A 23,626-nucleotide genomic window follows, 5' to 3' on the forward strand; every position below is an offset into this window, starting at 1 on the left:
CGCGGCCGACGCGCGGCCGCCCTGTTCCGAAAGGCACGAACTGCGATGCGTCAGGATTATCTCTTCACGTCCGAGTCGGTTTCGGAGGGGCATCCGGACAAGGTGGCCGACCAGATTTCCGACGCGATCGTCGACCTGTTCCTCTCCAAGGATCCGGAGGCGCGGATCGCCTGCGAGACGCTGACGACCACCCAGCTGGTGGTGCTGGCGGGCGAGATCCGCTGCAAGGGCGTGTATGAGGACGGCCGCTGGGCACCGGGCGCCGAGGAGGAGATCGAGCGCACCGTGCGCGAGACGGTGAAGCGCATCGGCTACGAGCAGGAGGGCTTCCACTGGCGGACCTTCCGCTTCGAGAACAACCTGCACGCCCAGTCCGCCCACATCGCGCAAGGGGTGGACGCCAGCGGCAACAAGGACGAGGGTGCCGGCGACCAGGGCATCATGTTCGGATTCGCCTGCGACGAGACGCCGGACCTGATGCCGGCGACACTCTACTACAGCCACAAGATCCTGGAGCGTATGGCCGCCGACCGCCATTCCGGCGCGGCCCCGTTTCTGGAGCCGGACGCCAAGAGCCAGGTGACGCTGCGCTTCGCCGGCGGCGTGCCGGTGGCGGCGACCGCGATCGTCGTCTCCACCCAGCATGCCAAGGGCTATGACGAGGGCGAGAAGGAGGCCGCGCTGCACGCCTATGTGAAGGCGGTGGTGGCGGACATCCTGCCGGCGCCGCTGCTGTCCGACGCGACCGAGTATCACATCAACCCCACCGGCAGCTTCGAGATCGGCGGGCCCGACGGCGACGCCGGCCTCACCGGCCGCAAGATCATCGTCGATACCTATGGTGGCGCGTCGCCCCACGGCGGCGGGGCGTTCAGCGGCAAGGATCCCACCAAGGTCGATCGCTCGGCCGCCTACATCACCCGCTATCTCGCCAAGAACATCGTCGCCGCCGGGCTGGCGCGCCGCTGCACGATCCAGCTGGCCTATGCGATCGGCGTGTCCAGGCCGCTGTCGCTGTACGTCGATACGCACGGCACCGGCACGGTGGACGATGCCGCGATCGAACAGGCGATCATGGGCCTCTCGGCGCTCGGCGGGCTCACCCCGCGCGCGATCCGCGAGCATCTCGGCCTGAACCGGCCGATCTACCAGAAGTCCGCCGCCTACGGCCATTTCGGCCGCACGCCGGAGGGCGATTTCTTCCCGTGGGAGAAGACCGATCTGGCCGGGGCGCTGAAGGCGGCACTCTGACGCGAAGTTCATTTGTGCGGGCGGCGGCGCGGGCATAGAGTAGCGGCCGAGGAGAATGCGATGCGTCACCTTTTGATCCCGGCGGCCGTGGCGATCGGCCTGGCCGGCATCGCGGCGCCGGCGCTGGCGGCGCCGTGCAAGGATGCCAAGGGCAAGTTCGTCAAATGCCCGCAGGCGGCGGCCAAGCCGGCGCAGCGGTGCAAGAACGCCAAGGGCCATTTCGCCAAGTGCGGCACGCCGGGCGCCAAGCCCGTCTGACCGCCCGTATCAGCCATCCCTAGAACTCGGCCGTCCCGCAAGGGGCGGCCTTTTGTTTGGGGGCGGTTCCATCGCGGGCGATACCCCTCTAAGCGGCACGCCATGTCCGATGCGCCGCACGATCCCAGCACCATACGCCGGCTCTACGGCCGCCGGCAGGGGCACAAGCTGCGGCAGGGGCAGGCCGCGCTGGTGGAGGATCTGCTGCCGGCGCTGGCCGTGCCGGAGGAGGGGCCGCTGGACGCCGCGCGCCTGTTCGGCGGCGAGCGGCCGCTGGAGCTGGAGATCGGCTTCGGCGCCGGCGAGCATCTGGCGGCGCAGGCGGCGATGCGGCCCGGCCATGGCTTCATCGGCTGCGAGCCGTTCCTCAACGGCGTGGTCGGCGCGCTGGGCCATATCGAGCGGGATGGGCTGAAGAATGTCCGCCTGCACATGGGCGACGCGCTGGAGGTGCTGGACCGGCTGGCCGACGCCTCGCTGGAGCGGGTCTATCTGCTCCATCCCGATCCCTGGCCCAAGGCGCGCCACGCCAAGCGCCGCTTCATGAACCCCGGCCCGATCGCCCGCATCGCCGCCAAGCTGCGACCCGGCGGCGAGTTCCGCTTCGGCACCGACCACCCGGTCTACTGCCGCTGGGCGATGATGGTGATGGGCGCGCGACCGGACTTCACCTGGACGGCCGAGCGCCCGGCCGATTTCCTGATTCGACCGGACGACTGGCCCGACAGCCGCTACGCCGCCAAGGCCCGGCGCGAGGGCCGCGAGGTCTGGTACTTCCGATACGTGCGGACATAGCCGCGCCGGCACACGATCCGTATCGGCCGGGTCCGTGCAAGAGCCTCGCAGTCGATGCTCAGCGCCGGCTCAGGCTTCGCCCCATGCCGCGCGGACCGTCTGCACCGCCGGGCGGGCGAGCATGCGATCGAAGTGGCGCTGCAGGTTCGCCGGCAGCGCGATATCCTGCTGCGGCGCCCAACGCTCGACGTAGAACAGCGCGAAATCCGCGATGGTCAGCGTGTCGCCGACCGCGAAATCGTGTCCGGCAAGCTGTGGATCGAGGATGGCGAAGCCTTGCTCGACCATCTCGCGCCCCTGCCTGCGCACCGATCCGCTGCCGAGGCCGGTCGCCTGATGCACGACATCCTGCGGCTCGAACTTGCCGGGCGCGAAGATCCGGCCGAAGCCCTGACCGTGGATCGTGCCTTCCACATAGCCGAGCATCTCGACCATGCGGCCCTCCGCATCGGCATCCTCGGGGATCAGCCCCGCCTCCGGGCTGGTGCGGGCCAGCCAGGTCGCGATGGCGCCGAACTCGGTCAGCACGCTGCCATCGTCGCGCACGAGGGTGGGCACCTTGCCCTTCGGGTTGATGGCGAGAAAGGCCGGCGCGTGGGTGGCGCCGCCGGCCACGTCTAGCTTCTCGGTCTCGTAGGGCCGGCCGAGTTCCTCCAGCAGGATGTGGATGCCGATCGCACAGGTGTGCGGACCCCAGTACAGCTTCATCGCTCGCTCTCCAGCCGTTCGTCGTGACGATGGAGAGGAAACCCCGAAGGCGACCCGGCGGGTCCACGCATGATCGGCCGCCTCGCCCAGGGCGGCCGGTGGCCTTCGTCAGTTCAGGCCCAGCGCCTCCTGCACGGCCGGGTGCGTGATCCTGCCGTTCGCGACGTTCAGGCCGTTGGCGAGGTGGGCATCCTGCTCCATCGCCCGTTCGGCGCCCAGGTTCGCCAGCTTCAGCACGAACGGCAAAGTCGCGTTGTTGAGCGCGAAGGCGCTGGTGCGCGCGACGGCGCCCGGCATGTTGGCGACGCAATAGTGGATCACGCCATCCACTTCGAACACCGGATTCTCATGGGTGGTCGGGTGGCTCGTCTCAAAGCAGCCGCCCTGATCGATCGCGATGTCGACGAGCACGGAGCCGCGCTTCATCGTCCTCACCATCTCGCGGGTGACGAGCTTGGGGGCGGCCGCGCCCGGGATCAGCACCGCGCCGATAACCAGCGACGCGCTCTTCACCGCGGCCGCGATCGCCGCACGGGAGGCGTAGGCCGTCTTGATCTGGCTGGAGAAGAACATGTCCAATTCCGCCAGCCGATCGTTGCTGATGTCGTAGATCGTCACGTCGGCGCGCATGCCGACGGCCATCTGCGCGGCGTTCACGCCCGAGATGCCGCCGCCGAGGATGGCGACCTTCGCCGGCGCCACCCCCGGCACGCCGCCCAGCAGCACGCCGCGACCGCCCTGTTCCTTCTCCAGATAATGCGCGCCGACCTGAACCGACATGCGCCCGGCCACCTCGCTCATCGGCTTGAGCAGCGGCAGGCCGCCCTTGGCCGCGGTGACGGTCTCGTAGGCGATGCAGGTGGCGCCGGATGCCATCAGCCCTTCCGCCTGCGGCCGGTCTGCGGCGAGGTGCAGGTAGGTGAACAGCAGGTGGCGCGGCTCCAGCATGGCGATCTCGCCGGCCTGCGGCTCCTTGACCTTCACGATCATGTCCGCTGCGGCGAAGGTGGATCGGGCATCGGGCAGGATGGTCGCGCCCGCCGCCTGATAGTCGGCATCGTCGAAGTCGATGCCGTTGCCGGCCTTCGTCTCGACGAACACCTCGTGGCCGGCACTCACCAGTTCCGCCACGGAGGGCGGCGTGAGGCCGACGCGATATTCGTGGTTCTTGATCTCCTTGGGGATGCCGACGCGCATTCGAAACTCTCCACCGTTTGAGGAACGGAATATAGTCGCTGAGCGCTGCCATGTTTTCCGATATATCCGCCGCTGGGCGAGGTTGCCGCAAAGATCGTGCGCGATGGTTCGCTAAACCGGGATATCCATGCACATTGACGCTCTCGACGAAAAGATCCTGCGACATCTCAGGCGGGATTCGTCGCTGACCAGCGAGGCGCTGGGCGAGGCGATCGGGCTGTCGCCATCGGCCACGCACCGGCGGGTGAAGGCGCTGGAGCGGGACGGCATGATCCTGGGCTACTCGGCGCGCCTGTCCCGCCTGGCGGAGGGCAATCCTTCCACCGTGTTCGTGCAGGTCACGCTGGTGGATCAGCGCCGCGCGACCATGGAGGCGTTCGAAGGCGCGCTGGCGCGGACGAGCCAGGTGCACGAAGCGCATCTGATGAGCGGTGAATCCGACTATCTGCTGAAGGTACTGGTGCCGGAGAGCGACAGCTACGAACGCATCCACCGCGAGATCCTTGCCGGTCTGCCCGGCGTGCACCGGCTGGTGACGCAGTTCACGATCCGTACGTTGGCGGTCGGCCGTTAGGCCGCGGCGGCCCGTATGTGCGACCGATCGAACCGGCCGTTAGAGCTAATTTAACCGCGATTGCCGACAAGTCAGCCTCTATGGAACCGACCCCTCGTCTCTCCGCCGAAGCGGCCGAGCACCTGCGACTGCAGCGGCTGTCCGAGCTGGCTATCGTTGATACGCCGAGCGAGGCGGAGTTCGACACGATCGTGGAGCTGGCGCATCGCCTGTTCGACTGCCCGATCGCGCTGGTGTCGCTGGTGGACGGTCACCGCCAGTGGTTCAAGGCGCGGTGTGGGCTGGAGGCCGAGGGCACCGCGCGGGAACACGCATTCTGCGCCCACTCGATCATGCACGACGAGATCATGGTGGTGGAGGATGCGACGAAGGACGCGCGCTTCGCCGACAATCCGCTCGTCATCGGGCCGCCGCACATCCGCTTCTACGCCGGCGCGCCGCTGCGGCCGGCCGGGGACGGAGCCTATGGCGATCTGCCCGCGATCGGCACCCTCTGCGTGATCGCGACGGAGCCGCGCACGCTGGCGCCGGAGGACCGGCAGATGCTGCGCCGCCTGGCCGACATGGTGGAGGGGCTGATCGCCGCGCGCGCCGCCACGGCGGCGGCGATCAGGATATCGGATCAGCTGCGGCGGCAGGCCCAGCTGCTGGAGCGGGCGAACAAGCAGCTGCGGCAGGCCGAGAAGATGGCCAATATCGGCTCCTGGCGGATCGATGTCGCGACCGGCGCGATCACCTGGTCCGACGAAGTCTATGCGATCCACGGGCTCGATGTCGTCACGCCGCCGCCGGTCGCGACCGCCGTCAGCTTCTATCCCGATCCCGACCGCGATCGGCTGAGGGCGGCGATCGCGCATGCTTCCGCGACGGGGGAGGGGTTCGATCTCGAAGCGGACTTCCGCACCGCCGCCGGCGCGATGCGCCGCGTCCGCTCGCTGGGCGAGGTCGAGCTGGCGGAGGGCAGGCCCGTGGCGATCATCGGCCTGTTCCAGGACATCACCGACCGCCACCTGCACGAGCAGGAGCTGCACCGCACCGCCAACACGGACAGCCTGACCGGCCTGCCCAACCGCAAGATGTTCGAGGATCGGCTGGCGCGGGAAACCAGCCCCGAAGCGCAGGAGCCCGGCCCCTATGCGATCCTGCTGATCGATCTCGACGGGTTCAAATCCGTGAATGACACGCTGGGCCACCAGGCCGGCGACGAGGTGCTGCGGAACATCGGAGAGCGGCTGCGCGGGCCGATATTCTCCCACGCCTTCGCCGCGCGGCTGGGCGGCGACGAGTTCGTGATACTGATCACCCGCCCACGCGACTGCGCGAAACTGCCCCAGCTGATCCAGGCGGTGCTGCGCGAGTTGCGCCACATGGTGGAGCGGAGCGGCGTGCGGCGCGCGATCACGGCGACGGTGGGCGCGGCGCTGAGCGAGGATGGAAGCGACACGCCGCACGAGATGCTGCGGCGGGCCGATCTCGCCCTCTACGCCGCCAAGCGGGCGGAGCGGGGATCCGGCAGCATCTACGGCGCCGGCGACAAGATCGGCCCATGGTCGATCTTCCCGGGGCGGCCGAAATCCCTCCTCGACGACGGGCGAACTTCGGCCGCCGCCTGAGCGCCCACGGCGGGGAAGGGGAGGCGCCTACTTCCTCCACAGGCCTGTGCGCGTCGCTCGTCTCGCGTAAGTCAAGGAACGGCAGCGGCGGAACGGCGCCCGCCGTCAGGCGCTGGGCGCAGGCGCCGCCAGCGGCTCCCGCCGGGTATCGGCCTGACGGATGTCGCTGAGCGGCGGCACGCTCTCGGTAAGCCACACATTGCCGCCGATCGTGGAGCCTCGCCCGATCGTGACCCGGCCGAGGATGGTCGCGCCGGCGTAGATCACCACATCGTCCTCCACGATCGGGTGGCGGGCATGGCCCTTCTTCAGCGCGCCGTCGGCATCCGCCGGAAAGCTGCGGGCGCCCAGGGTGACGGCCTGGTACAGCCGCACGCGCGCGCCGATCACCGCCGTCTCGCCGATCACCACGCCGGTGCCGTGATCGATGAAGAAGCTCTCGCCGATCGAGGCGCCGGGGTGGATGTCGATGCCGGTGCGCGAATTGGCGATCTCCGAGACGATGCGGGCGATCAGCGGCGCGCCCAGGCCGTGCAGCAGGTGGGCCAGGCGGTGGTGGATGATCGCCAGCACGCACGGATAGCAGAGCAGCACCTCGTCGACGCTGCGCGCCGCCGGATCGCCGGCATAGGCCGCCTCCACGTCGGTATCCAGCAGCACCCGCAGGCGGGGCAGGGCGGCGGCGAAGTGGCGGATGATGCGGGCGGCATCCTGATCGACGAGGGCGGCCTCCTCCTGGCTGAGCGAGTAGCCCAGCTCCAGCCGGATCTGGCCGTAGAGCCGGCTGAGCGCCGTCTGCAGCGTCTCCGCGACATAGGCGTCCTCATTGTGGCGGCGCACGAAGCTGGGGCCGAGGCGCAGCGGGAACAGGACGCCGCACAGCGCCGCGATGATCTTCTCCAGCGCCAGGCGGGAGGGGAAGCCCACCGAGCCATATTCCGCGTTGCGGCTGCGGGCCGAGCGCCAGGCCTCGCGCGCGTCGCGCAGCTGGCCGACGATCGCGTCCGTATCCCAGTAGATCCCGACGGAGCCCTCGTCGTCCTCGGCAACACTCATCCCGTTCTTCCTCGTGCGCGCGATCATCGTCATGGTGTCAGCTCAGGCTCGTCGGCAGCGCGTCGTAGCGGTGCGGGCGGACGACCTCGAACCCGCCGATCAGCGGCGCGGCCACCGCCGACGGCAGGGCGTCGTCGGCCGCATGCAGCTCCGGCCGGTCGTACATGCCGAGCGAGGCGGTGCGGAGCGGGGTCATCCGGAGATGCCCGCCCGCTGGACAAAGCGGTGCGCCGGGTGGATCAGCGCGTCGTGCGGGCGCAGCAGGAAGCGGCGGGCGACGTCGCCATAGCCGCGGTAGAGCAGACCGCCATTGGCGGCGATCAGGCGATCCCGGTGGCGACGATAATAAGCCGGCAGGCGGTACCAGGCGATGCCGGGCGCGCGGTGATGCGCGGCGTGCAGATTGTTGTTGAGGAACAGCAGCGCCAGCGGTCCCGCTTGCTCCACCACCGCAACCCGCCGCGCCGGATCCGCATCGGCGCGATGCTCCGCGAAGGAGCGCAGCAGCGACAAGGCGGTGCCGGGATAGACGAAGGTGAGCAGGTACAGCGGCAGATCGAAGCCGCACAGGCGCAGCCAGGCGATCACGCAGGCGACGCCGGCGAGGTGCGGCAGCCACTCGCGCGCCACGCCGCGCGGATCGGCGCGGCCGCGCGCGACCTCGCCGAGCAGGAAGCGGGCGACGGTGAGCGGCGGGCCGAGCAGCAGGCGGCCGATCAGCGGCGCCTGCGCCATCTCCGCCCAGCGGGACAGGCGACCGCGCCAGCCGGGTCGGGCGGCCAGGTAGCGCGATTCCGGATCGTCGAACGGATCGGTGACGGCAGCCGTCGCATGATGCGCCAGATGCGTGCGACGGTAGACGGCGTAGGGCAGCCACAAGGCGAGCGGCACCGCCCCGATCGCCGCATCAAGCCGGGCGATGCCGGTCGGGTGGCCGTGGATCGTCTCGTGCTGGAGCGAGCCGTGCCACGCGATCAGCCATCCGCCGGCCACGGGCAGCAGCCAGGCGGGCATGGCGGCGTGCCACCACGTCGCCGCGATCCACCCGCCGTAAATGGCGGCGGCCAGCAGGATCGTCGGGATCTCGATGCCGGCGGGGCGGCGGAGGGGGTTCATGCCGGGATGAAGCTGCATCTGTCTCGTCGCGCGGGGTGGATGGAGCCTATGTCTATCTAAAAGGTAGTAATGAGCCACTGGCCTTATCTATCCCGCGCGATAGCTCCGCTTGGCGGCATGGCGACGCGGCTGTGGAGGGCGGGTAACTTCGGTGGCTTGTGGAGCAGCAATGCCAGCTGATGATCAGACAGAGAAAGAAGGATAATCCTCTATTTGCCACTTGGTAAAGATAAGTGCTTCATCAAAATTTCCAGAATAAAGGACGATGTAAGTCGCTTGATGTTCTCGTGTCGGCGCGGTAGCGACCATGCGATACAGAAGACAAACCTTTTAGTCCCGGATGGCGGACTTGGTCGCGTCGCTTTGGCCTTAGTGGCGCTTTGCCTAACGGCATTGGTGGCGGGCATCGATCGGTAATTATGTAATTGAGTGAGCAAGCGATGGACGTATCCGGATCGGGACAGGCCGGCGCTCAGTTTTCTAGTTCAGCGAATGTCCGCCTCAAAAGCGCCGACGATCTCTTCGACAATTTGGCCAAATTGCCGGAGGGTTGGAATAACCGACTCGCCATCGACAATGCGTCCCTCGCCAAACGCTACCGTGAAAGAAACCTCCACGTGTGGGTTCGCGCCCGGCTCAATGTCCGTGAAGGTTACGAGTATTGCGCCGTCTTTAAGGGGGTAGGTGGCGTCGCCCAAGGCCATCGTCAGTCCAACGGACAAATCCCCTCCGCCAGCGGGCACCATGAAGCCGTAATCCCCGTCGATGATGGCCGCTCCAACCGGCACAAGAATTACGTGCTTGTCCAGAATGTCAAGATGGTGAAGCTTCCAAAGCAGTTCGCCTTTCCCTCCCTTGTATGGTTCGAGCTCGCTGATACGTTTCTGAGCAGGGGCGCTCAGGCGCCCTATTTTGCGCAGTCCGGCGGCTTTAAATCCATCTCGACTATCCGAGATTGGGAAGTAGGTTTCAGAGATGGCGGTTCTGCTGGTGTGCCCGTTCTCTCCAGCCAGCTCGACGGCAAGAACGTCAAGGGCAGACCGCAGGTTGTGGACGACGTCACCGACCATCGGTCCGAATGGCGCGGGGATCTCGGCCTTAACGCTAGCGCGGACCTCATACTTTCCAATCTTCGCATCAAAGTCCTCAACAATTCCATAAGGGCGACTCTCCATAAAGGCGTGAATGGCTGCGTTGAGCTCATCGAAATGGCGTTTGGACCTTTCGATCTTTAGCCTCGATTGATGATAGCGCGGCGTTGGAGTAAGCGGTTCGGTCATGGAAAAACTCAAAGTTTCAGATGGCGACACCTACTCCGAGGCGGAGACGGTGGCCCGACGCGAGGCTGAACTCAAGCGGATGCTCGCAACCCCCGCCAAGCCCCACGAAGCTATGCGGAAGAAGCGAGTCGAGTCTCAGGGAAAGTAGCGCTTACGGAGCGTCCCGATCGGCGCTGGCACGCCCGCCCACTTAGGCGGCGAGCTTATCAATCCGCCTATAGGTGAGGCGACGGCCGATCCCACCCTCAAGGATCATCGCGGCGCGCTGGCCGTCGTTCATGGTGTGCGTGCTGTAGCGCATGTCGAACTCCGCGCAGTCGCGGCCAAGGTGCGCCTCGCTCATGTCGTAATAGGTGCCGATCAAGCCGGGCTTGAACATCTAGAAGAAGTTTTCGACGGTGTTCGAGTGCTTGAAGCCGCCGGTCGTGACGTACTCCGATGCGCTGTGATTGACCGTGCTGTGGCCGTTAAACTCGCGGCCGACGCGGGTGTAAACGCCGCTCTCGTCGGTCATCAAATGCGAGGCGCGATCGACGTTCGTCACGATCAACGGGCCATGTCGATCTTATGACACGTCCCGATTGGTCACTCAAGTATATAAGTGCCGATCGGCTTTCTCGTTGTCTGACGCCGTAATGCTGGAGTTTGAAATCGCCACTGTCAGTGAAAGTCTGATGAAGAAATATGAAGAATCGCCTAAGGTTTGACGCTTCTGATCTCTGGAGCGCCGGAAGATGTCGCGCGGAGTTCATCCGGTCGCACGCCGCTGTATTGCCACCACGAGCGGCAGGAGCCGCATGGTGCGTGGCTCAGCGCGAGTGGGCGCCACATTGCGAGCTCTCTGATCGACAGCTAACCCTATGTAAGTGGTGCTTGCCGTATTGTTGATCGCCGGCGTTACTTCAGCGCGTCGAGCACCACCGATCGCGGCCGGTCGATCAGGATCTTGCAGGATGTGCCGGTGGTGCCGGCGCAGTCTCCGCCGAAGCCGGCCGGCTTCAGCGGCTGGGTGGTGCCGTTGGTGTAGGTGATGACCGGGTTGAAGCTCACCTCCACGCCGGCCGGCAGGTCGCCCTGACAGTAGAGGGATTCGTAGGGCACCGCCGTCTGCTGGCATTTCGGCGTCCAGCCGGGCACCATGTGGATCGACTGGTAGAAGCCCTTTGCGCCCTGCGTGTGCAGGGTGAACGGCCAAGTCTTGCGGCTGAACGTCGCCACGATCTTCGTCAGCTTGGCGGGGGTGAAGCTGCAGGTGGGATCGGAGGTGCAGCCGGCCACGCCCGTCCAGCCGTCGAAGCTGTAGCCGCTGGTCAGCGGGTGGGCGTAGAGGACCAGCTTGCTGCCTTCCGGCACGATCATGTCGCAGACGCCGGCCTGCCCCTCGCCGACATGCGCCTTGCACTGGATGAGGCCGGCGACATCGGGATATTTGCCGTCGACATAGCCATCGTCGACGACGCTGACCGTCACCTTGGTGCCCGTCGTCAGCTTGGCGCCGTCGCGCAGGATGCGCGGATCGACCTTCACCGGCCCGGTCGGCTGCGGCACCCGGCCGACCGGCGGCAGCGTGGCTGGGATACCGCCCGCCACGGCCGCGCCCGGCACCAGCAGGGACAAGGCGACAATCAGGCGGACGGCCATCGAAGCACCCCATGCGCAGGCGAAAAGATCTGTTGCCGCCAGCGTAGCCGGCCGCCGCCGCCAGTCAACCGCGCGCATGACGAAAAGGGTGGCGAGACCGGCATGATCTTCGCCGTTACTGTCGAAGATCGCAGCCGCCGAGCCGGAGCACTCGAAACCCGCCCGTCCAATTCGGACAGGGCGGTTCAGCAGCAGCGCGACATGCCGCCCGGCCCGCCGCCATAGCGGCGATCCACCCGGTCGCGGTGGAACTCCGCCAGGGTCATTACCGGCTCGCCGGGATGCTTCTCGCGCCGGTGGGCGACATAGTCGCGATAGTCCGGCACCCCCACCATCAGCCGGGCGGTGCGTGCCGCCAGGCGCAGCGCGTCACGCGGGAACGGCATCGCCAACCTCCCGCGTGGTGGGCCGGTCGCTCGCCATCGCGCGGCGGGCGCCGGCCACGCCGTAGAAAAGGATCGCGAGGACGACGGCCATGAAGAAGGCGCACAGCGCGGCATCGATGCGATCGTTGAGGATGATCCGCCGCATCTCCGCCGCGGATTTCGCCGGCGCCAGCAGCCGCCCCTCGGCCAGCGCGGCGGCGAAGCGGTGCGCGTGGGCGAGGAAGCCGATGCGCGGATCGGCATGGACCATCTTCTGCCAGCCCGCCGTCAGCGTGCAGATCAGCAGCCAGCCGGTCGGCACGATCGTCACCCAGGCATAGCGTTCCCGCTTCATCTTGAAGAGTAGGACGGTCGCGAGGGTGAGGGCGATCGCGGCGAGCATCTGGTTGGAGATGCCGAACAGCGGCCACAGCGTGTTGATGCCGCCCAGCGGATCGGTGACGCCGCTGTAGAGGAAGTAGCCCCACGCGCCGACCGCCATGGCGGTGGCGATCAGGTTGGGCAGCAGCCGGCTGGTATCCTTCATCACCGGCACCACGCTGCCGACCAGATCCTGGATCATGAAGCGCGCCACGCGCGTGCCGGCATCCACCGTCGTCAGGATGAACAGCGCCTCGAACAGGATGGCGAAATGATACCAGAAGGCCATCATCGCCGGCCCGCCGAGCATGCGGCTGAGGATGTGCGCCATGCCCACGGCCAGGGTCGGCGCGCCGCCCGCGCGCGACAGGATCGTGCTCTCGCCCACGTCGGCGGCGATCCCGTCCAGCATGGCCGGCGTCACGGCGAAGCCCCAGCCGGAGATCGCCCGCGCCGCCTCCGCGCTGGTCTGCCCGATCAGGGCGGCGGGCGCGTTCATGGCGAAGTAGACCGCGGGATCGAGCACGCAGGCGGCGATCAGCGCCATCACGGCGACGAAGCTCTCCGTCAGCATCGCGCCATAGCCGATGAAGCGCAGATCGCCCTCGCTGCGCACCATCTTGGGCGTGGTGCCGCTGGCGATCAGCGCGTGGAAGCCGGAGACCGCGCCGCAGGCGATGGTGATGAACAGGAACGGGAACACGGTGCCGGAGAAGGCCGGGCCGCTGCCGTCAACGAAGCGCGTGACGGCAGGCATCTGCAGATCGGGCCTGACGATCAGGATGCCGAGCGCCAGCCCGGCGATCACCCCGATCTTGAGGAAGGTGGAGAGATAGTCGCGCGGCGCGAGCAGCAGCCACACCGGCACCACCGAGGCGACGAAGCCGTAGACCATCAGGATCAGCGCCAGCGCCGGCCCGCCATAGGTGAACAGCGGCGCCAGCGCGGCGGAATGGGCCACCGGCTCCCCGCCCACGATCGCCGCCATCAGCAGCACGAAGCCGATGGCGGACATCTCGGCGATGCGCCCCGGGCGGACGAAACGGCCGTACACGCCCATCAGCAGCGCGATCGGGATCGTGGCGAACACGGTGAAGGTGCCCCACGGGCTGCCCGCCAGCGCCTTCACCACCACCAGCGCCAGCACCGCCAGCAGGATCACCATGATCATCAGCACGCCGACGAGCGCGATGGTGCCGGGCACCGCCCCCATCTCGCTGCGGATCATGTCGCCCAGCGAGCGCGCGTCGCGGCGGGTGGAGAAATAGAGGATCAGGAAATCCTGCACCGCGCCTGCGAACACGACGCCGGCGAGCAGCCACAAGGTGCCCGGCAGATAGCCCATCTGCGCCGCCAGCACCGGGCCGACGAGCGGGCCGGCGCCGGCGATCGCGGCGAAATGGTGGCCGAACAGCACGTTCCTGTCCGTCGGCACGAAATCCAGCCCGTCGTCGCGGCGGACCGCGGGGGTGGGCCGGGCCGGATCGACGGCGAGCACGCGGCGGGCGATGAACAGCCCGTAGAAGCGATAGGCGACGGCGTAGACGCACAGCGCCGCGACGACGATCCACAGGGCGTTGATCGTCTCCCCCCGGCGGAGCGCGACGACGGCGAGCGCCACCGCGCCGGCCAGCGCCACCGCCGCCCAGCTCAGCCGCCCGGCCAAAGTGGCGGGGATGATGCGATCGCCTGCGTTCGCCGTTCCGGGTCGCGGCAGTGTGGCGGCCATGCGTTCCTCTCCCTCATTAGCGGCAGCGCGCCTGATCCGCGCGTTGCACCAGCCCGCACGCCGCCGCAACCGTGCGGACCAGATCGCGCCGCTTCCGTCGCCGGGTGAGCCGCTGCATCCTCCGGCCGCCATGGCGCGTTGGCGCTGCGGCATGACGATCCTCATACCCATTCTCGGCGATCAGCTCTCCCACGGCCTCGCATCGTTGCGCGGCGTGGCGCGGGACGAGGCGGTGCTGCTGCTGATGGAGGTGGCGGACGAGACCACCTATGTGCGCCACCACAAGCGCAAGATCGCCCTGATCCTCTCCGCCATGCGCCACTTCGCCGCCGAGCTGCGCGCCGACGGGTGGACGGTGGACTATGTCCGCCTGGACGATCCGGCCAACAGCGGCAGCTTCACCGGCGAGGTGGCGCGCGCCGTGGAGCGGCACCGCCCCTCCGCGATCCGCATCGTCGAGCCCGGCGAGTGGCGCGTGCGGGCGATGATCGAGGGCTGGGCCGCGCGCTTCGGCATCGCGGTGGAGATGCTGGCCGACGACCGCTTCGTCTGCGGCATCCTGGAGTTCCAGACGTGGGCGCAGGCGCGCAACGATCTGGTGATGGAGTTCTTCTATCGCGAGATGCGCCGCAAGACCGGCCTGCTGATGCGCGAGGACGGCACACCAGAGGGCGGCCAGTGGAATCTCGACAAGGAGAATCGCGCGCCGCCGAAGCGCGGCCTCAACTATCCCGAGCCGATGCACTTCGCGCCGGACGAGACAACGGCCGAGGTGATGGCGCTGGTGGAGGCGCGCTTCGCCGGCCATTTCGGCCGGCTGGAGAAGTTCGCGCTGCCCGTCACCGCCGGGCAGGCGCGACGCGCGCTGGCGCATTTCGTCCGCACCGCGCTGCCCGATTTCGGCACCTATCAGGATGCGATGGTGACGGGGCAGGACTGGCTCTATCATAGCTGGCTCAGTCCGGCGCTGAACCTGGGCCTGCTTACCCCGCTTGAGGTGGCGCAGGCGGCGGCGCAGGCCTATGCGGCGGGCGCCGTGCCGCTGAACGCGGCGGAAGGCTTCGTCCGCCAGATCATCGGCTGGCGCGAATATGTGCGCGGCTATTATTGGATGGAGATGCCGGAGGTCGCGCAGGCCAACGCGCTGGGGGCCACGCGGGCGCTGCCCGAATTCTACTGGACCGGCGAGACGGACATGCTGTGCCTGGCCGAGGCCGTGCGCAACACGCGCGATCATGGCTACGCCCACCACATCCAGCGGCTGATGGTGCTGGGCAACTTCGCCATGCTGGCGGGCGTCAGGCCGCAGGACGTGGCGGACTGGTTCCTCGTCGTCTACGCCGACGCCTATGAGTGGGTGGAGCTGCCCAACGTGATCGCCATGAGCCAGCATGCCGATGGGGGCCGCCTGGCCACCAAGCCCTATGCCGGCGGCGGCGCCTATATCGACCGCATGTCGGACCATTGCGGCCGCTGCCGCTACGACGTGAAGCGGAAGACGGGGCCGGGGGCCTGCCCGTTCAACGCGCTCTACTGGGATTTCCTGGCACGCCACGAAGGCCGCTTCCGCCGCAACCGGCGCATGACGAACATGTACGCCACGTGGGACAGGATGAAACCGGACGCGCGCGAGGCGTACAGGGCGAGCGCCGCCGCCTTCCTCGACACGCTGGAGCCGGCCGCTGCCGGCTGGGCGCGCTAGCGGGCGGCGGCGCGTACCCCGATCAGTGGAGCAGGCGGCTCGCCGCCGGGCCACGCGCCTGATGCAGCGGCTCTATCATGTCGTCGAAGCGCAGGATGGTGCAGCGGCGGCCGCCCGCGTCGCAGCTCTCCTTCACCTCCGTCACCACGAGATGGTCGAGCGCGGCGAAGGCCGGGTGGCCGGTGAGCCGGCCGATCGGCTGGCGGAGCGCCGCCGCGCGGATCGCGGGCGACAGGCTCATGCCGGGCAGGGTGATGCTGGCGGCGCCGATCGTGTCGATCGTCATGTCGCCCTGGCCGTAGGGCATCGGCAGCAGCAGGGTCATCGCGATATGGCCGCCGTCGCGGCTGATCCCGCCGATGCGCAGCTCGTGATGGTCCGCGGCCGGCGCCGCCGGATCGATCGCGAAGTGAGCGAGGATCGCCCGGCAGCAGCCGCTGATCGTGGGCGGTGCGCGACGGATCGCGCGATCCTGAACCGGGCGTCCGCCCGCCGTACCGCGGCTGGTCTGCGCTGCCGGAGCCTTGTCCATCCCGTCCTCCATGGCCGGCGCTGGGGCACGGCAGTGCGGAGCCATGGCATGGACGTCTTAACGGGCGGTCAACGAACGCTCCGGCGGGCCGCGACGGGGACACCGTCATATTGGCGTAATGGCTTGGGCGGATGTGATTGCCTAAAGCAGTTGGCTGAAATATGCTGTCTTCGCGAATAAGCAACGGACGAGCGCCAACCGCTTGCAGTCTGATAAAAAGGTGTCGCCGGAACATGGATGACCTGCTGATCACTACCTTCGCGGAATCCCAAGAGATTGCCAGCGCAGCCGACGAGGTCGAGAAGGCCGTGTGGTCGCGCTTGGGATTTCTTAATTTCTCCGAGCCGTTCGTTCATTATTTTGACTTGATGGAGCAATATCCTGACTATCAGGTCGCCGTCGTCGATCGCAAGCGCGACTATGTCGTCGCTACCGGCAACCTGATCCCGCTGCACCATGACGACCCGACCGATCTGCCGGACGGCGGGTGGGACTGGGCGCTGGAGCAGGCGGCCCGGACGGTCGGCGTGGCGCCGAACATGGTGGTCGGCCTGTCGGTTTCGGTGCCCGATGCACATCGCAATCGCGGCCTGGCGCGGCTGGTGCTGGGCGCCATGCGCAACATCGTCGCCAGCAAGGGCCTCGGCACGCCGTATCTGCCGGTGCGCCCGACCATGCGGGAGCAGCATCTGGACGTGGACATCGCCGATTACGCGGCGTGGCGGCGGAACGACGGCAAGCTGTTCGATCCGTGGCTGCGCGCGCACGAGTCGGTCGGCGGGCGGATGATGGGGATCTGCCACTCCTCGATGGTGATCGACAAGCCGGTGGGCTTCTGGGAGGCGTGGTCCGGCCAGGTCTACGAGGCTTCGGGCGACTATCCGATCGCGGGCGGGCTGGCGCCGGTGGCGATCGATCTGGCACGCGGCATCGGCACCTATATCGAGCCGAACGTCTGGTATCACTGATCCGCCGGGCCGCTCGCGCGGTCAGGTCCGCACGCCGATCTCCCGCAGCGCGGCGAGCACGGGCAGGCCGAGGATGACGATGGCGAGGCCGATGCGCTGCACGCCGTGCACCGTCTCCTTCATCACCACGCTCGCCAGCAGCATCGTGACGGCGCTGGAGAGGGTGGCGACCACGCTGACCACGGCGATGCCGCCCTGGCGCAGCCCGCTATTGTAGCAGCCGTAGCCGGCGACGCAGCCGATCGCGATGCCCAGCACGATCAGCCAGGTGCGCCCGCCCTCCGGCGCGGCCAGCCGCGTCTGCGTCGGCCACAGCAGGGCGCAGAGGCCCAGCAGCAGGAAATTGCTCAGCAGCACGTCGAACACCGGCACGCTCGGCAGCACGTAGGTGGCGGCCAGCCAGATGGAGAGGCCGCTCGCCAGCGCGCTGCCGATCGCGGCGGCGGCGCCGGCGCGCGGCCGCAGCCCGCGCGCGCCGCCGCTCTCCAGCATCACCAGCAGCGCGCCGAGGCTGATGAGGCCGAGAATGAGCAGCAGCGGCAGCGACACCGCCTCGGTGCCGGTGGCGAGGCCGATGGCGGTGGCGACTATCGCATAGGATCCGATCAGCGGCGCGACCACGGCGACCCGGCCGTTCTGGAAGGCGGCGTAGAGCAGGCCGAGGCCGACCGCGTTGGACAGCGCGGCGGCGACCAGCATCGGCGCAACCCCGGCATCCAGCGTGGCCCATGGCAGCCGCCCTTCGGCCAGGATCGCGCAGAGCACGATCAGCGAGGCGGCGCCCTGCGTCCACACGATCGAGCCCTTCAGCGACAGCCTGTCGCCGAGCAGCTTGATGAGGAAATCCGCCGCCCCCCAGAAGAAGGCGGTCAGCAGGCCGAAGATCATTGCGCGCAACCGATCATGCGAAGAAGGCGAACGTCCGCGTCTCTATGCTCGCGCGGCCGGGCGTGCCCGGCGGGCAGGCGGGATCGTGGAAGGCGGCGTGGAAGCAGCCGTCGCGCCCGGCATAATCGTGGCCGAGGAACAGCAGCAGCTCGTCCGGCACCATGTCGCGATAGCTCCACCATGCCTGCTTTGGCGCGTGGCGGAGCAGGCGAAGCTCGGCGCGGTAGGTGCCGTTCTCGCCATAATCCTCGATGAACTCGCCCGCGCGCACATCCTCCGGCGCCACGCTGCGCACGTCGCACACGGCCAGCGGCCTGTCGTGCGGCGGCGGCGAGAGGACGCGCCAGGCGTGGATGCACAGCGTGCGGGACCAGCGCGTCGCCATGATCCGCGCATGATCCGCATCCGCCTGCGCCGGATCCTCGATCGCGCGGTCGCGGCTGTCGGCCATCAGCATCCGCGCGGTTTCCGCGGTGAAGTCGGAATGGACGTGCATCAGCGGGATCTGGGTGGTGGCGCCGCCGGGCAGGCGCATGACGCTGAGGTCGCAGATCACGCGATCGGCGCCCAGCGCGGCCGCGATCCTTGTCTGCACCGCGGCCAGATAGGGGCCGTTGCGCTGCGCCTCGTCCATGAAGTCGATCGCCGGCAGCGGGTGCGGGTGAAGCGCGAACCCCTCGCGTTCGATCGAGGCGGAGATCATCCGCGCATCGTGGATCGCCACCTCGCGAACGTCCTCGTCCAGCCGGGATCGTTCGGGCATGCTGGTGTGGTAGAGCGCCTCGCCCGGCGTGTCGCCGAGGAAGCGCAGCATCGCCCTGGTGTCGCCGTCCGCCATGGCGGCCTTCTAGCGGGGCCGCTTGCGGAAGGCGAGGCTCAGAAGCGCTGGCTAACCGTCAGGCCCGCCGTGCGCGCGAGGATCGGCCCCCACAAGGTCGCCGGCGACGTGCCGCCGCCATTGTCGGCGCCGGCGTAGCAGACCGCGTTCGTCACGTTGCGGACATAGCCTTCGATGCGCCACCCGGCATCGGCGGCATAGCCCGCGCGGGCATCGCCGCGCCCGCATGGCGGCACCCGCCCGAAGCCACGATCGTCGAACGAGCGGCGCGCCCGCCCGGCATAGCTGGCCTCGCCCTGCGCGTATATCTCGCCCGCACCGGCCGGCGCGTGGACGCGCAGGATCGCGCCGCCGGAGAGGGTGGGATTGCCGAGGCCGCCGCAATCGCTCGCGTCGCAGTCGCGGTCGCCGGTTTTGCGCGTATGCACCCATGCGCCCTCGATCGTGAGATCGATGTGGGCGCCCAGGGTCAGCGCGGCCTCCGCCTCCACCCCGGTGCCGCGCACGCGGCCGATATTCACCACCTGCGTGCTGCGCAGGTCCGGATCGAAGATGTTCGCCTGCAGATCCTTGTAGACATAGTGGAAGCCGGTGATCGCAGCGGTGCCGAGGCCGGCGGGCAGCCGGCCCTTCACCCCCAGTTCCACGCTGCGGATGCTCTCCTCGCCATAATCGTCCGGCCGGGTGCCGGCGGGGACGAGGCCGTGATCGTCGAGCGGCGCCGGCCCGATCAGGCTGAACGTGCCGAAGCCGCCGGCCTTGGTGCCCTTGGTGGCGCTGGCGTAGACCGTCCAGGCCCGGTTCGGCTGCCAGCGCGCGTAGAGCCGTGGCGAGAGGCCGTCCCAGCTCCTCGCGGCGCGGACGTAGCCGTCGGTGAAGTAGGTCGAGAGGAAGACGTTGCCGAGCGAGCTGGCGACCGGCGGCACGTCCAGATCGAAGCGCTTGCGATCGTGCGTCCAGCGCGCCCCGGCGCCGATCGTGAGCGTGGCGGTGGCGCTCCAGTCGATCGCACCATAGGCCGATACGCCGCGGTTGGCGCCGCGCGCGCGGTTGATGTCGACGAGCGTGCCGTCGGACGATGGCGTGTAGGCGCTGCCGTAAAAATCGGCGGTGAAGCTGTCGCAATCGGGATAGCCATAGGCCAGGCACACGATCGGCTCGGCGATGGCGTTGGTGAAGCGGCCCTTCACGCGCTCGCGATAGCCGGATACGCCAAGGTTCCAGCGCAGCGCGCGGGCGGGATCGGACGTGGCGGTGAACTCCTGGCTGGCATAGCTGCCATGCTGGCGCGCGCGATAGGTGTCGATCGTCAGCGGCGTGCCGTCATAATCCTCGACATAGCGGTAGTGGTGCGCGCGCACGCCGGTGAGCGACGTGAGCGTCCAGCCGCCCGCCTGTCGATCGATCCGCAGGGTGAGCGAACCGACGCGGGAATGATCGGTGAGGCGGGGCACGTCGCTGTCCACGTCGCGGCGGCCGCCACCGATCGTCAGGTCCGCCGCCAGGATGCGCAGCAGGTCCAGCACCTCGGCATCGCCGGCGCGGGCGCGGTGCGGCGTGCCGCCGATCTCGCGATCCTCATACTCGCCGGTGAGCCGCACCGTCGTCGTCTCGCCGCGATGGAGCAGCGAGGCGCGGACGGCGGCGACATCGCGCCCGCCGAGCGGGGCGGCAGCGGGGAAGGCGACGTTGTCGGTCGATCCGTCCTCGGTCTCGCGGTCGGCGGCGACGCGCAATGCCCATCCGTCGCCGAGCGCGGCGTTGTAGGCGCCCTGCACCTCCACCCGGTCGCGCGTGCCGAAGCGGCCCATGGCGTAGCCCGACGACGCATCGGGATCGGGCGCGACGGTGACGATGGCGAGCGCGCCGGAGATGGCGTTGCGGCCGAACAGGAACAGCTGCGGCCCGCGCAGCGCCTCGATCCGCTCGATATCGTAGGCGGTCGTGATCGCGGTGCCGGTGCGCCCCTGGTGGATGCCGTCGCGGAACACGCCGATCGAGGGATCGCCGCCGATGCCGTAATCGTTGGAGGCGATGCCGCGGATGGTGATGCCGTCGACGAAATTATTGTCGGCGAAGCCCGAGAAGCCGGGAGTGAAGCGGATCGCCGCCTTGGCATCGGACAGATCGGCCCCCTCCATCGCCGCACCGGACGTCACGGTGATCGCCGCCGGCACGTCGAGCAGCCGTTCCGGGCGCTTCTGCGCGGTGACGATGATGTCGCCCGCCTGATCGCCGCCGGCCTGATCGACGAGAGCCTGCGCGGCCAGCGGCTGCGCCAGGATGCCGAGCGCCGCGACGAGGATGCGCCGCGGGCACGCGCCCGTGATCGCGCATCGGGTGCCGGCCGTCATTTGATCGCCAGCCGCAGGGCGGGGGCGGGGGCGCTGGCCGGCGTCTCGGCCAGCGTCGCGGCGAGTGCGCGGAGATGCTCAGTCGCCTTCGCCGGCGGCAGGGCGCGGCCGTACAGCCAGCCCTGGATCTGGTCGCAGCCCAGCATCTTCAGGATCAGCGCCTCGCGCAGATGCTCGACCCCTTCGGCCACCACCTCGATGCCGAGCGCGCGGCCGACATCGATCACCGCCTTCACCAGCGAGGCGGAGCGCTGCTCCTCCAGCTTGCCGTCGCAGATGAAGCTGCGATCGATCTTCAGCTTGTCGAAGGTGAACTCCTGAAGGTAGCTGAGGCTGGAATAGCCGGTGCCGAAATCGTCGAGGCTCATCTTGAAGCCCATCGCGCTGATGCCGTGCAGCACCTTGCGCACGCTCTCGGTGGAATCGAGCAGCAGGCCCTCGGTGATCTCGAACACGATGCGGGTGGGATCGGCGCCGCTGGCGCGCAGGTGGCGGGCCAGCGCATCGAGCAGGCCCGGCGCCTTGATCTGTAGTGGCGAGAGGTTGATCGATATCCACAGATCCGGCCAGCGCAGCGAATCGCTGAAGGCGCGGCGGATCACCCAGTCGCCCAGCTTCAGCATGATCCCGGCGCTCTCGGCGATCGGGATGAACTCGCCCGGGTGCATCGGCATAGGATCGTCGGACGGCCAGCGCAGCAGCGCCTCCATGCCGGAGACTCGCGCCGCCCGGATATCGACGATCGGCTGGTAGTGCAGCTCGAAGCGGTCGGCCTCCAGCATGCTCAGGATGCGCGACTCGCGCTCCTTGCGCACGAAGATCTGGTCCCGCATGCCGCGGTGGTAGACGGTGCAGCGGGCGCGCCCGGCGTCCTTTGCGTCGTAGAGCGCGATGTCGGCATTGCGCATCAGATCGGTGGCGTCGCGGCTGTGATCGGGCGCGATCGAGATGCCGACCGACAGGCCGATGCGCGTGGGCGTGCCGCCGAGATCGAACGGCTCGTCGAACGCCTTCTGGATGCGCTCGCCGAACTCCTGCACCGAGAGCCACTTCTCGGAGTGCATCAGCGCGAACTCGTCGCCGCCGAAGCGCGAGACGAGCACGCAGTCCGGGAAGCCCTCACGCAGGCGGCGGGCGACCTCCTTGATCAGCACGTCGCCCAGCTCGTGGCCCAGCGTATCGTTGATCGTCTTGAAGTTATCGAGATCGCAGAAGGCCAGCAGCGTGCGGTTCTGCTCGATCAGCGCCGGCGCCAGCGCGGCATCGAGCCGTTGCGCGAACAGGCGGCGGTTGGGCAGCGCCGAGAGCGGATCGTAGTTGGCGAGAAAGCTCGCCTCCTGCTCCTTGTCGACGAGCGACCGCGTCATCCGCTGCATCCGCCGGAGCGTGAGGAACAGCAAGACCGCCGAGATCATGGTGATGACGACGAACAGCGGCAGCACATAGTGGAGCAGCGAGCGGCCGGGCTCGCGCGCAGTCCACTGGTAGCGCTGGATCGGCTGGCCCTTGTCCGTCGTGACGACATATTGCGCGGTGGACGTGATCGGTGCCGAGAGCGGCGTCGCGCGCAGATCGCGGATCAGCAGCGAATTGGCGATGTTGCGCAGCTGCCGGTCGCCGATGCGCACCGCGCTGACGATCAGATAGGGCCGGCCGCGCATCAGGCGCTGGTCGGTCACGGGCACCACCGTCATCACCGTGAGGATCACCGCCTGACCGAAATTCTCGACGATGTGCGACGTCCAGCGGCCCTGCGCGCCATCGCGCGAGATCTGCGAATATCGCTGCTGGTTGCTGGTGAACGCGTCGTCGCGCTGGCGCCGGCCGTCCTCGTTGCCGCTGCGCACGATCCGCACGAGTTCGCCAAGATCGCGCGAGTAGCCGCCGAGCGAGGCGGCCGGGATGCGGTGGCCGGCGGAATAGCCGTAGATCGGCCGGTTCTGCGGATCGAGGATCCAGATGGCGTCGTGGCCGTAGACCTTGGTGAGATACTCGCCGATCTCGTAGTCGAGCCACTGCTCGTCGCGCTTGCCGCCCTGCAGCTTCTGCACGGTCGTATCCCAGAAGGCGACGGTCTGGACGCCGCTCAGCGCATCGACTACGTCCTGGCTCAGCGCGTTGTCGACGAGCTGCGTCTGGGTGGAGACGGCGTCGCGGTTCATCGACAGCCCCGCGAGCGCGATGGCGACGATGCCGCCAAGCGCCAGCGCGAGCACGATCGCCGCGACGATGACTATCGGCTTTCCGTGACGGACGTCGCGGACGACCGAGGAAAGCTTAACCACGACTTGTCAGTCCTCTGGCATCGGTTACGATGCACTGATAGTCGCCGGACCTTGCAGCACCCTTTGACAAGATGGTTACTGCCGCGTTCAGCAAG

The 23,626-nt window shown here is 68.3% G+C and carries 24 protein-coding genes; 7 read left to right on the top strand and 17 right to left on the bottom strand.

Going from position 1 to position 23,626, the window contains the following annotated elements; all coding sequences use genetic code 11:
- Positions 1 to 45 precede the first annotated feature (45 nt).
- From metK to trmB, 3 genes are all read left to right on the top strand, one after another.
- Positions 46 to 1,251: a methionine adenosyltransferase gene (gene metK / locus GNT64_RS04740; RefSeq protein WP_156678463.1), complete on the top strand. Its 1,206-nt coding sequence runs from the start codon at positions 46 to 48 to the stop codon at positions 1,249 to 1,251.
- 60 nt (positions 1,252 to 1,311) lie between these two features.
- Positions 1,312 to 1,509, top strand: coding sequence for a hypothetical protein (locus GNT64_RS04745; protein WP_156678464.1), 198 nt, complete (start codon positions 1,312 to 1,314; stop codon positions 1,507 to 1,509).
- Positions 1,510 to 1,611: 102 nt separating this feature from the next.
- Positions 1,612 to 2,304, top strand: a complete 693-nt coding sequence (gene trmB, locus GNT64_RS04750; protein WP_156678465.1) for a tRNA (guanine(46)-N(7))-methyltransferase TrmB — start codon at positions 1,612 to 1,614, stop codon at positions 2,302 to 2,304.
- 69 nt (positions 2,305 to 2,373) lie between these two features.
- Here the strand turns inward: trmB and GNT64_RS04755 are convergent, their stop codons facing one another.
- Both GNT64_RS04755 and ald read right to left on the bottom strand, forming a co-directional pair.
- Positions 2,374 to 3,012, bottom strand: a complete 639-nt coding sequence (locus tag GNT64_RS04755) for a glutathione S-transferase family protein (RefSeq protein ID WP_156678466.1) — start codon at positions 3,010 to 3,012, stop codon at positions 2,374 to 2,376.
- A gap of 108 nt (positions 3,013 to 3,120) precedes the next feature.
- Positions 3,121 to 4,209 carry an alanine dehydrogenase gene (ald, locus tag GNT64_RS04760; RefSeq protein WP_156678467.1) on the bottom strand — a complete coding sequence of 363 codons (1,089 nt, stop codon included), beginning with the start codon at positions 4,207 to 4,209 and terminating at the stop codon, positions 3,121 to 3,123.
- A 127-nt stretch (positions 4,210 to 4,336) separates the two neighbouring features.
- On the opposite strand from ald, the gene GNT64_RS04765 reads away from it, so the two are divergent.
- Positions 4,337 to 4,783 (top strand): Lrp/AsnC family transcriptional regulator, encoded by a 447-nt coding sequence (locus GNT64_RS04765; RefSeq protein WP_197277285.1) that lies wholly within the window; start codon positions 4,337 to 4,339, stop codon positions 4,781 to 4,783.
- Positions 4,784 to 4,863: 80 nt separating this feature from the next.
- A complete protein-coding gene (locus GNT64_RS04770; protein ID WP_156678469.1) occupies positions 4,864 to 6,396 on the top strand; it encodes a sensor domain-containing diguanylate cyclase in 1,533 nt (510 codons plus the stop codon).
- Positions 6,397 to 6,501: 105 nt separating this feature from the next.
- Here the strand turns inward: GNT64_RS04770 and epsC are convergent, their stop codons facing one another.
- The 9 genes from epsC to GNT64_RS04815 form a co-directional block, all read right to left on the bottom strand.
- On the bottom strand, positions 6,502 to 7,452 hold the full coding sequence (epsC, locus tag GNT64_RS04775) for a serine O-acetyltransferase EpsC (protein WP_156678470.1): 951 nt from the start codon (positions 7,450 to 7,452) through the stop codon (positions 6,502 to 6,504).
- Between the two features lie 37 nt (positions 7,453 to 7,489).
- Complete coding sequence (locus GNT64_RS04780) at positions 7,490 to 7,648, bottom strand: hypothetical protein (RefSeq protein ID WP_156678471.1); 159 nt, start codon at positions 7,646 to 7,648, stop codon at positions 7,490 to 7,492.
- A complete protein-coding gene (locus GNT64_RS04785) occupies positions 7,645 to 8,586 on the bottom strand; it encodes a fatty acid desaturase (protein WP_231639270.1) in 942 nt (313 codons plus the stop codon). Before GNT64_RS04785 ends, GNT64_RS04780 begins: the two co-directional genes overlap by 4 nt.
- Positions 8,587 to 9,053: 467 nt before the next feature.
- The gene (locus GNT64_RS04790; protein ID WP_156678472.1) at positions 9,054 to 9,848 is read right to left on the bottom strand and encodes a hypothetical protein; all 795 of its coding nucleotides are present in this window, start codon (positions 9,846 to 9,848) and stop codon (positions 9,054 to 9,056) included.
- A 190-nt stretch (positions 9,849 to 10,038) separates the two neighbouring features.
- Positions 10,039 to 10,227 carry a hypothetical protein gene (locus GNT64_RS04795; RefSeq protein ID WP_156678473.1) on the bottom strand — a complete coding sequence of 63 codons (189 nt, stop codon included), beginning with the start codon at positions 10,225 to 10,227 and terminating at the stop codon, positions 10,039 to 10,041.
- Entirely contained in the window at positions 10,228 to 10,392 is a 165-nt protein-coding gene (locus tag GNT64_RS04800; protein ID WP_156678474.1) for a transposase, read from the bottom strand. It abuts the gene before it with no gap.
- Between the two features lie 353 nt (positions 10,393 to 10,745).
- Entirely contained in the window at positions 10,746 to 11,489 is a 744-nt protein-coding gene (locus GNT64_RS04805; protein ID WP_156678475.1) for an InlB B-repeat-containing protein, read from the bottom strand.
- A gap of 185 nt (positions 11,490 to 11,674) precedes the next feature.
- On the bottom strand, positions 11,675 to 11,875 hold the full coding sequence (locus GNT64_RS04810) for a YbdD/YjiX family protein (RefSeq protein WP_156678476.1): 201 nt from the start codon (positions 11,873 to 11,875) through the stop codon (positions 11,675 to 11,677).
- A complete protein-coding gene (locus GNT64_RS04815; RefSeq protein ID WP_156678477.1) occupies positions 11,859 to 13,964 on the bottom strand; it encodes a carbon starvation CstA family protein in 2,106 nt (701 codons plus the stop codon). Before GNT64_RS04815 ends, GNT64_RS04810 begins: the two co-directional genes overlap by 17 nt.
- 151 nt (positions 13,965 to 14,115) lie before the next feature.
- Between GNT64_RS04815 and GNT64_RS04820 the strand changes: the two genes are divergently transcribed.
- The gene (locus tag GNT64_RS04820; RefSeq protein WP_156678478.1) at positions 14,116 to 15,666 is read left to right on the top strand and encodes a cryptochrome/photolyase family protein; all 1,551 of its coding nucleotides are present in this window, start codon (positions 14,116 to 14,118) and stop codon (positions 15,664 to 15,666) included.
- 22 nt (positions 15,667 to 15,688) lie between these two features.
- On the opposite strand, the gene GNT64_RS04825 is transcribed toward GNT64_RS04820, so the two are convergent.
- On the bottom strand, positions 15,689 to 16,198 hold the full coding sequence (locus tag GNT64_RS04825; RefSeq protein WP_156678479.1) for a hypothetical protein: 510 nt from the start codon (positions 16,196 to 16,198) through the stop codon (positions 15,689 to 15,691).
- 68 nt (positions 16,199 to 16,266) lie between these two features.
- Complete coding sequence (locus GNT64_RS04830) at positions 16,267 to 16,554, bottom strand: hypothetical protein (protein WP_156678480.1); 288 nt, start codon at positions 16,552 to 16,554, stop codon at positions 16,267 to 16,269.
- Positions 16,555 to 16,566: 12 nt separating this feature from the next.
- On the opposite strand from GNT64_RS04830, the gene GNT64_RS04835 reads away from it, so the two are divergent.
- The gene (locus GNT64_RS04835) at positions 16,567 to 17,166 is read left to right on the top strand and encodes a transferase (protein ID WP_156678481.1); all 600 of its coding nucleotides are present in this window, start codon (positions 16,567 to 16,569) and stop codon (positions 17,164 to 17,166) included.
- A gap of 21 nt (positions 17,167 to 17,187) precedes the next feature.
- On the opposite strand, the gene GNT64_RS04840 is transcribed toward GNT64_RS04835, so the two are convergent.
- Genes GNT64_RS04840 through GNT64_RS04855 form a run of 4 tightly spaced genes read right to left on the bottom strand, consistent with a single transcriptional unit; the run spans position 17,188 to position 23,531 of the window.
- Complete coding sequence (locus GNT64_RS04840; RefSeq protein ID WP_156678482.1) at positions 17,188 to 18,054, bottom strand: DMT family transporter; 867 nt, start codon at positions 18,052 to 18,054, stop codon at positions 17,188 to 17,190.
- Positions 18,055 to 18,067: 13 nt separating this feature from the next.
- Positions 18,068 to 18,892, bottom strand: coding sequence for a CmcJ/NvfI family oxidoreductase (locus GNT64_RS04845; RefSeq protein ID WP_156678483.1), 825 nt, complete (start codon positions 18,890 to 18,892; stop codon positions 18,068 to 18,070).
- 38 nt (positions 18,893 to 18,930) lie between these two features.
- On the bottom strand, positions 18,931 to 21,246 hold the full coding sequence (locus tag GNT64_RS04850; RefSeq protein WP_156678484.1) for a TonB-dependent receptor: 2,316 nt from the start codon (positions 21,244 to 21,246) through the stop codon (positions 18,931 to 18,933).
- Entirely contained in the window at positions 21,243 to 23,531 is a 2,289-nt protein-coding gene (locus tag GNT64_RS04855) for a bifunctional diguanylate cyclase/phosphodiesterase (protein WP_156678485.1), read from the bottom strand. Before GNT64_RS04855 ends, GNT64_RS04850 begins: the two co-directional genes overlap by 4 nt.
- Between the last annotated feature and the right edge of the window lie 95 nt (positions 23,532 to 23,626).

It is taken from the genome of Sphingomonas profundi (assembly GCF_009739515.1).
Taxonomy (GTDB): domain Bacteria; phylum Pseudomonadota; class Alphaproteobacteria; order Sphingomonadales; family Sphingomonadaceae; genus Alterirhizorhabdus; species Alterirhizorhabdus profundi.

Bases quoted from the DNA above. Each gene is read 5' to 3' on its own strand.
- metK (WP_156678463.1), top strand. From the start codon at position 46: ATGCGTCAGGATTATCTCTTCACGTCCGAGTCGGTTTCGGAGGGGCAT.
- GNT64_RS04745 (WP_156678464.1), top strand. From the start codon at position 1,312: ATGCGTCACCTTTTGATCCCGGCGGCCGTGGCGATCGGCCTGGCCGGC.
- trmB (WP_156678465.1), top strand. From the start codon at position 1,612: ATGTCCGATGCGCCGCACGATCCCAGCACCATACGCCGGCTCTACGGC.
- GNT64_RS04755 (WP_156678466.1), bottom strand. From the start codon at position 3,012: ATGAAGCTGTACTGGGGTCCGCACACCTGTGCGATCGGCATCCACATC.
- ald (WP_156678467.1), bottom strand. From the start codon at position 4,209: ATGCGCGTCGGCATCCCCAAGGAGATCAAGAACCACGAATATCGCGTC.
- GNT64_RS04765 (WP_197277285.1), top strand. From the start codon at position 4,337: ATGCACATTGACGCTCTCGACGAAAAGATCCTGCGACATCTCAGGCGG.
- GNT64_RS04770 (WP_156678469.1), top strand. From the start codon at position 4,864: ATGGAACCGACCCCTCGTCTCTCCGCCGAAGCGGCCGAGCACCTGCGA.
- epsC (WP_156678470.1), bottom strand. From the start codon at position 7,452: ATGAGTGTTGCCGAGGACGACGAGGGCTCCGTCGGGATCTACTGGGAT.
- GNT64_RS04780 (WP_156678471.1), bottom strand. From the start codon at position 7,648: ATGACCCCGCTCCGCACCGCCTCGCTCGGCATGTACGACCGGCCGGAG.
- GNT64_RS04785 (WP_231639270.1), bottom strand. From the start codon at position 8,586: ATGCAGCTTCATCCCGGCATGAACCCCCTCCGCCGCCCCGCCGGCATC.
- GNT64_RS04790 (WP_156678472.1), bottom strand. From the start codon at position 9,848: ATGACCGAACCGCTTACTCCAACGCCGCGCTATCATCAATCGAGGCTA.
- GNT64_RS04795 (WP_156678473.1), bottom strand. From the start codon at position 10,227: ATGTTCAAGCCCGGCTTGATCGGCACCTATTACGACATGAGCGAGGCG.
- GNT64_RS04805 (WP_156678475.1), bottom strand. From the start codon at position 11,489: ATGGCCGTCCGCCTGATTGTCGCCTTGTCCCTGCTGGTGCCGGGCGCG.
- GNT64_RS04810 (WP_156678476.1), bottom strand. From the start codon at position 11,875: ATGCCGTTCCCGCGTGACGCGCTGCGCCTGGCGGCACGCACCGCCCGG.
- GNT64_RS04815 (WP_156678477.1), bottom strand. From the start codon at position 13,964: ATGGCCGCCACACTGCCGCGACCCGGAACGGCGAACGCAGGCGATCGC.
- GNT64_RS04820 (WP_156678478.1), top strand. From the start codon at position 14,116: ATGACGATCCTCATACCCATTCTCGGCGATCAGCTCTCCCACGGCCTC.
- GNT64_RS04825 (WP_156678479.1), bottom strand. From the start codon at position 16,198: ATGGACAAGGCTCCGGCAGCGCAGACCAGCCGCGGTACGGCGGGCGGA.
- GNT64_RS04830 (WP_156678480.1), bottom strand. From the start codon at position 16,554: ATGAACGAACGGCTCGGAGAAATTAAGAAATCCCAAGCGCGACCACAC.
- GNT64_RS04835 (WP_156678481.1), top strand. From the start codon at position 16,567: ATGGAGCAATATCCTGACTATCAGGTCGCCGTCGTCGATCGCAAGCGC.
- GNT64_RS04840 (WP_156678482.1), bottom strand. From the start codon at position 18,054: ATGATCTTCGGCCTGCTGACCGCCTTCTTCTGGGGGGCGGCGGATTTC.
- GNT64_RS04845 (WP_156678483.1), bottom strand. From the start codon at position 18,892: ATGGCGGACGGCGACACCAGGGCGATGCTGCGCTTCCTCGGCGACACG.
- GNT64_RS04850 (WP_156678484.1), bottom strand. From the start codon at position 21,246: ATGACGGCCGGCACCCGATGCGCGATCACGGGCGCGTGCCCGCGGCGC.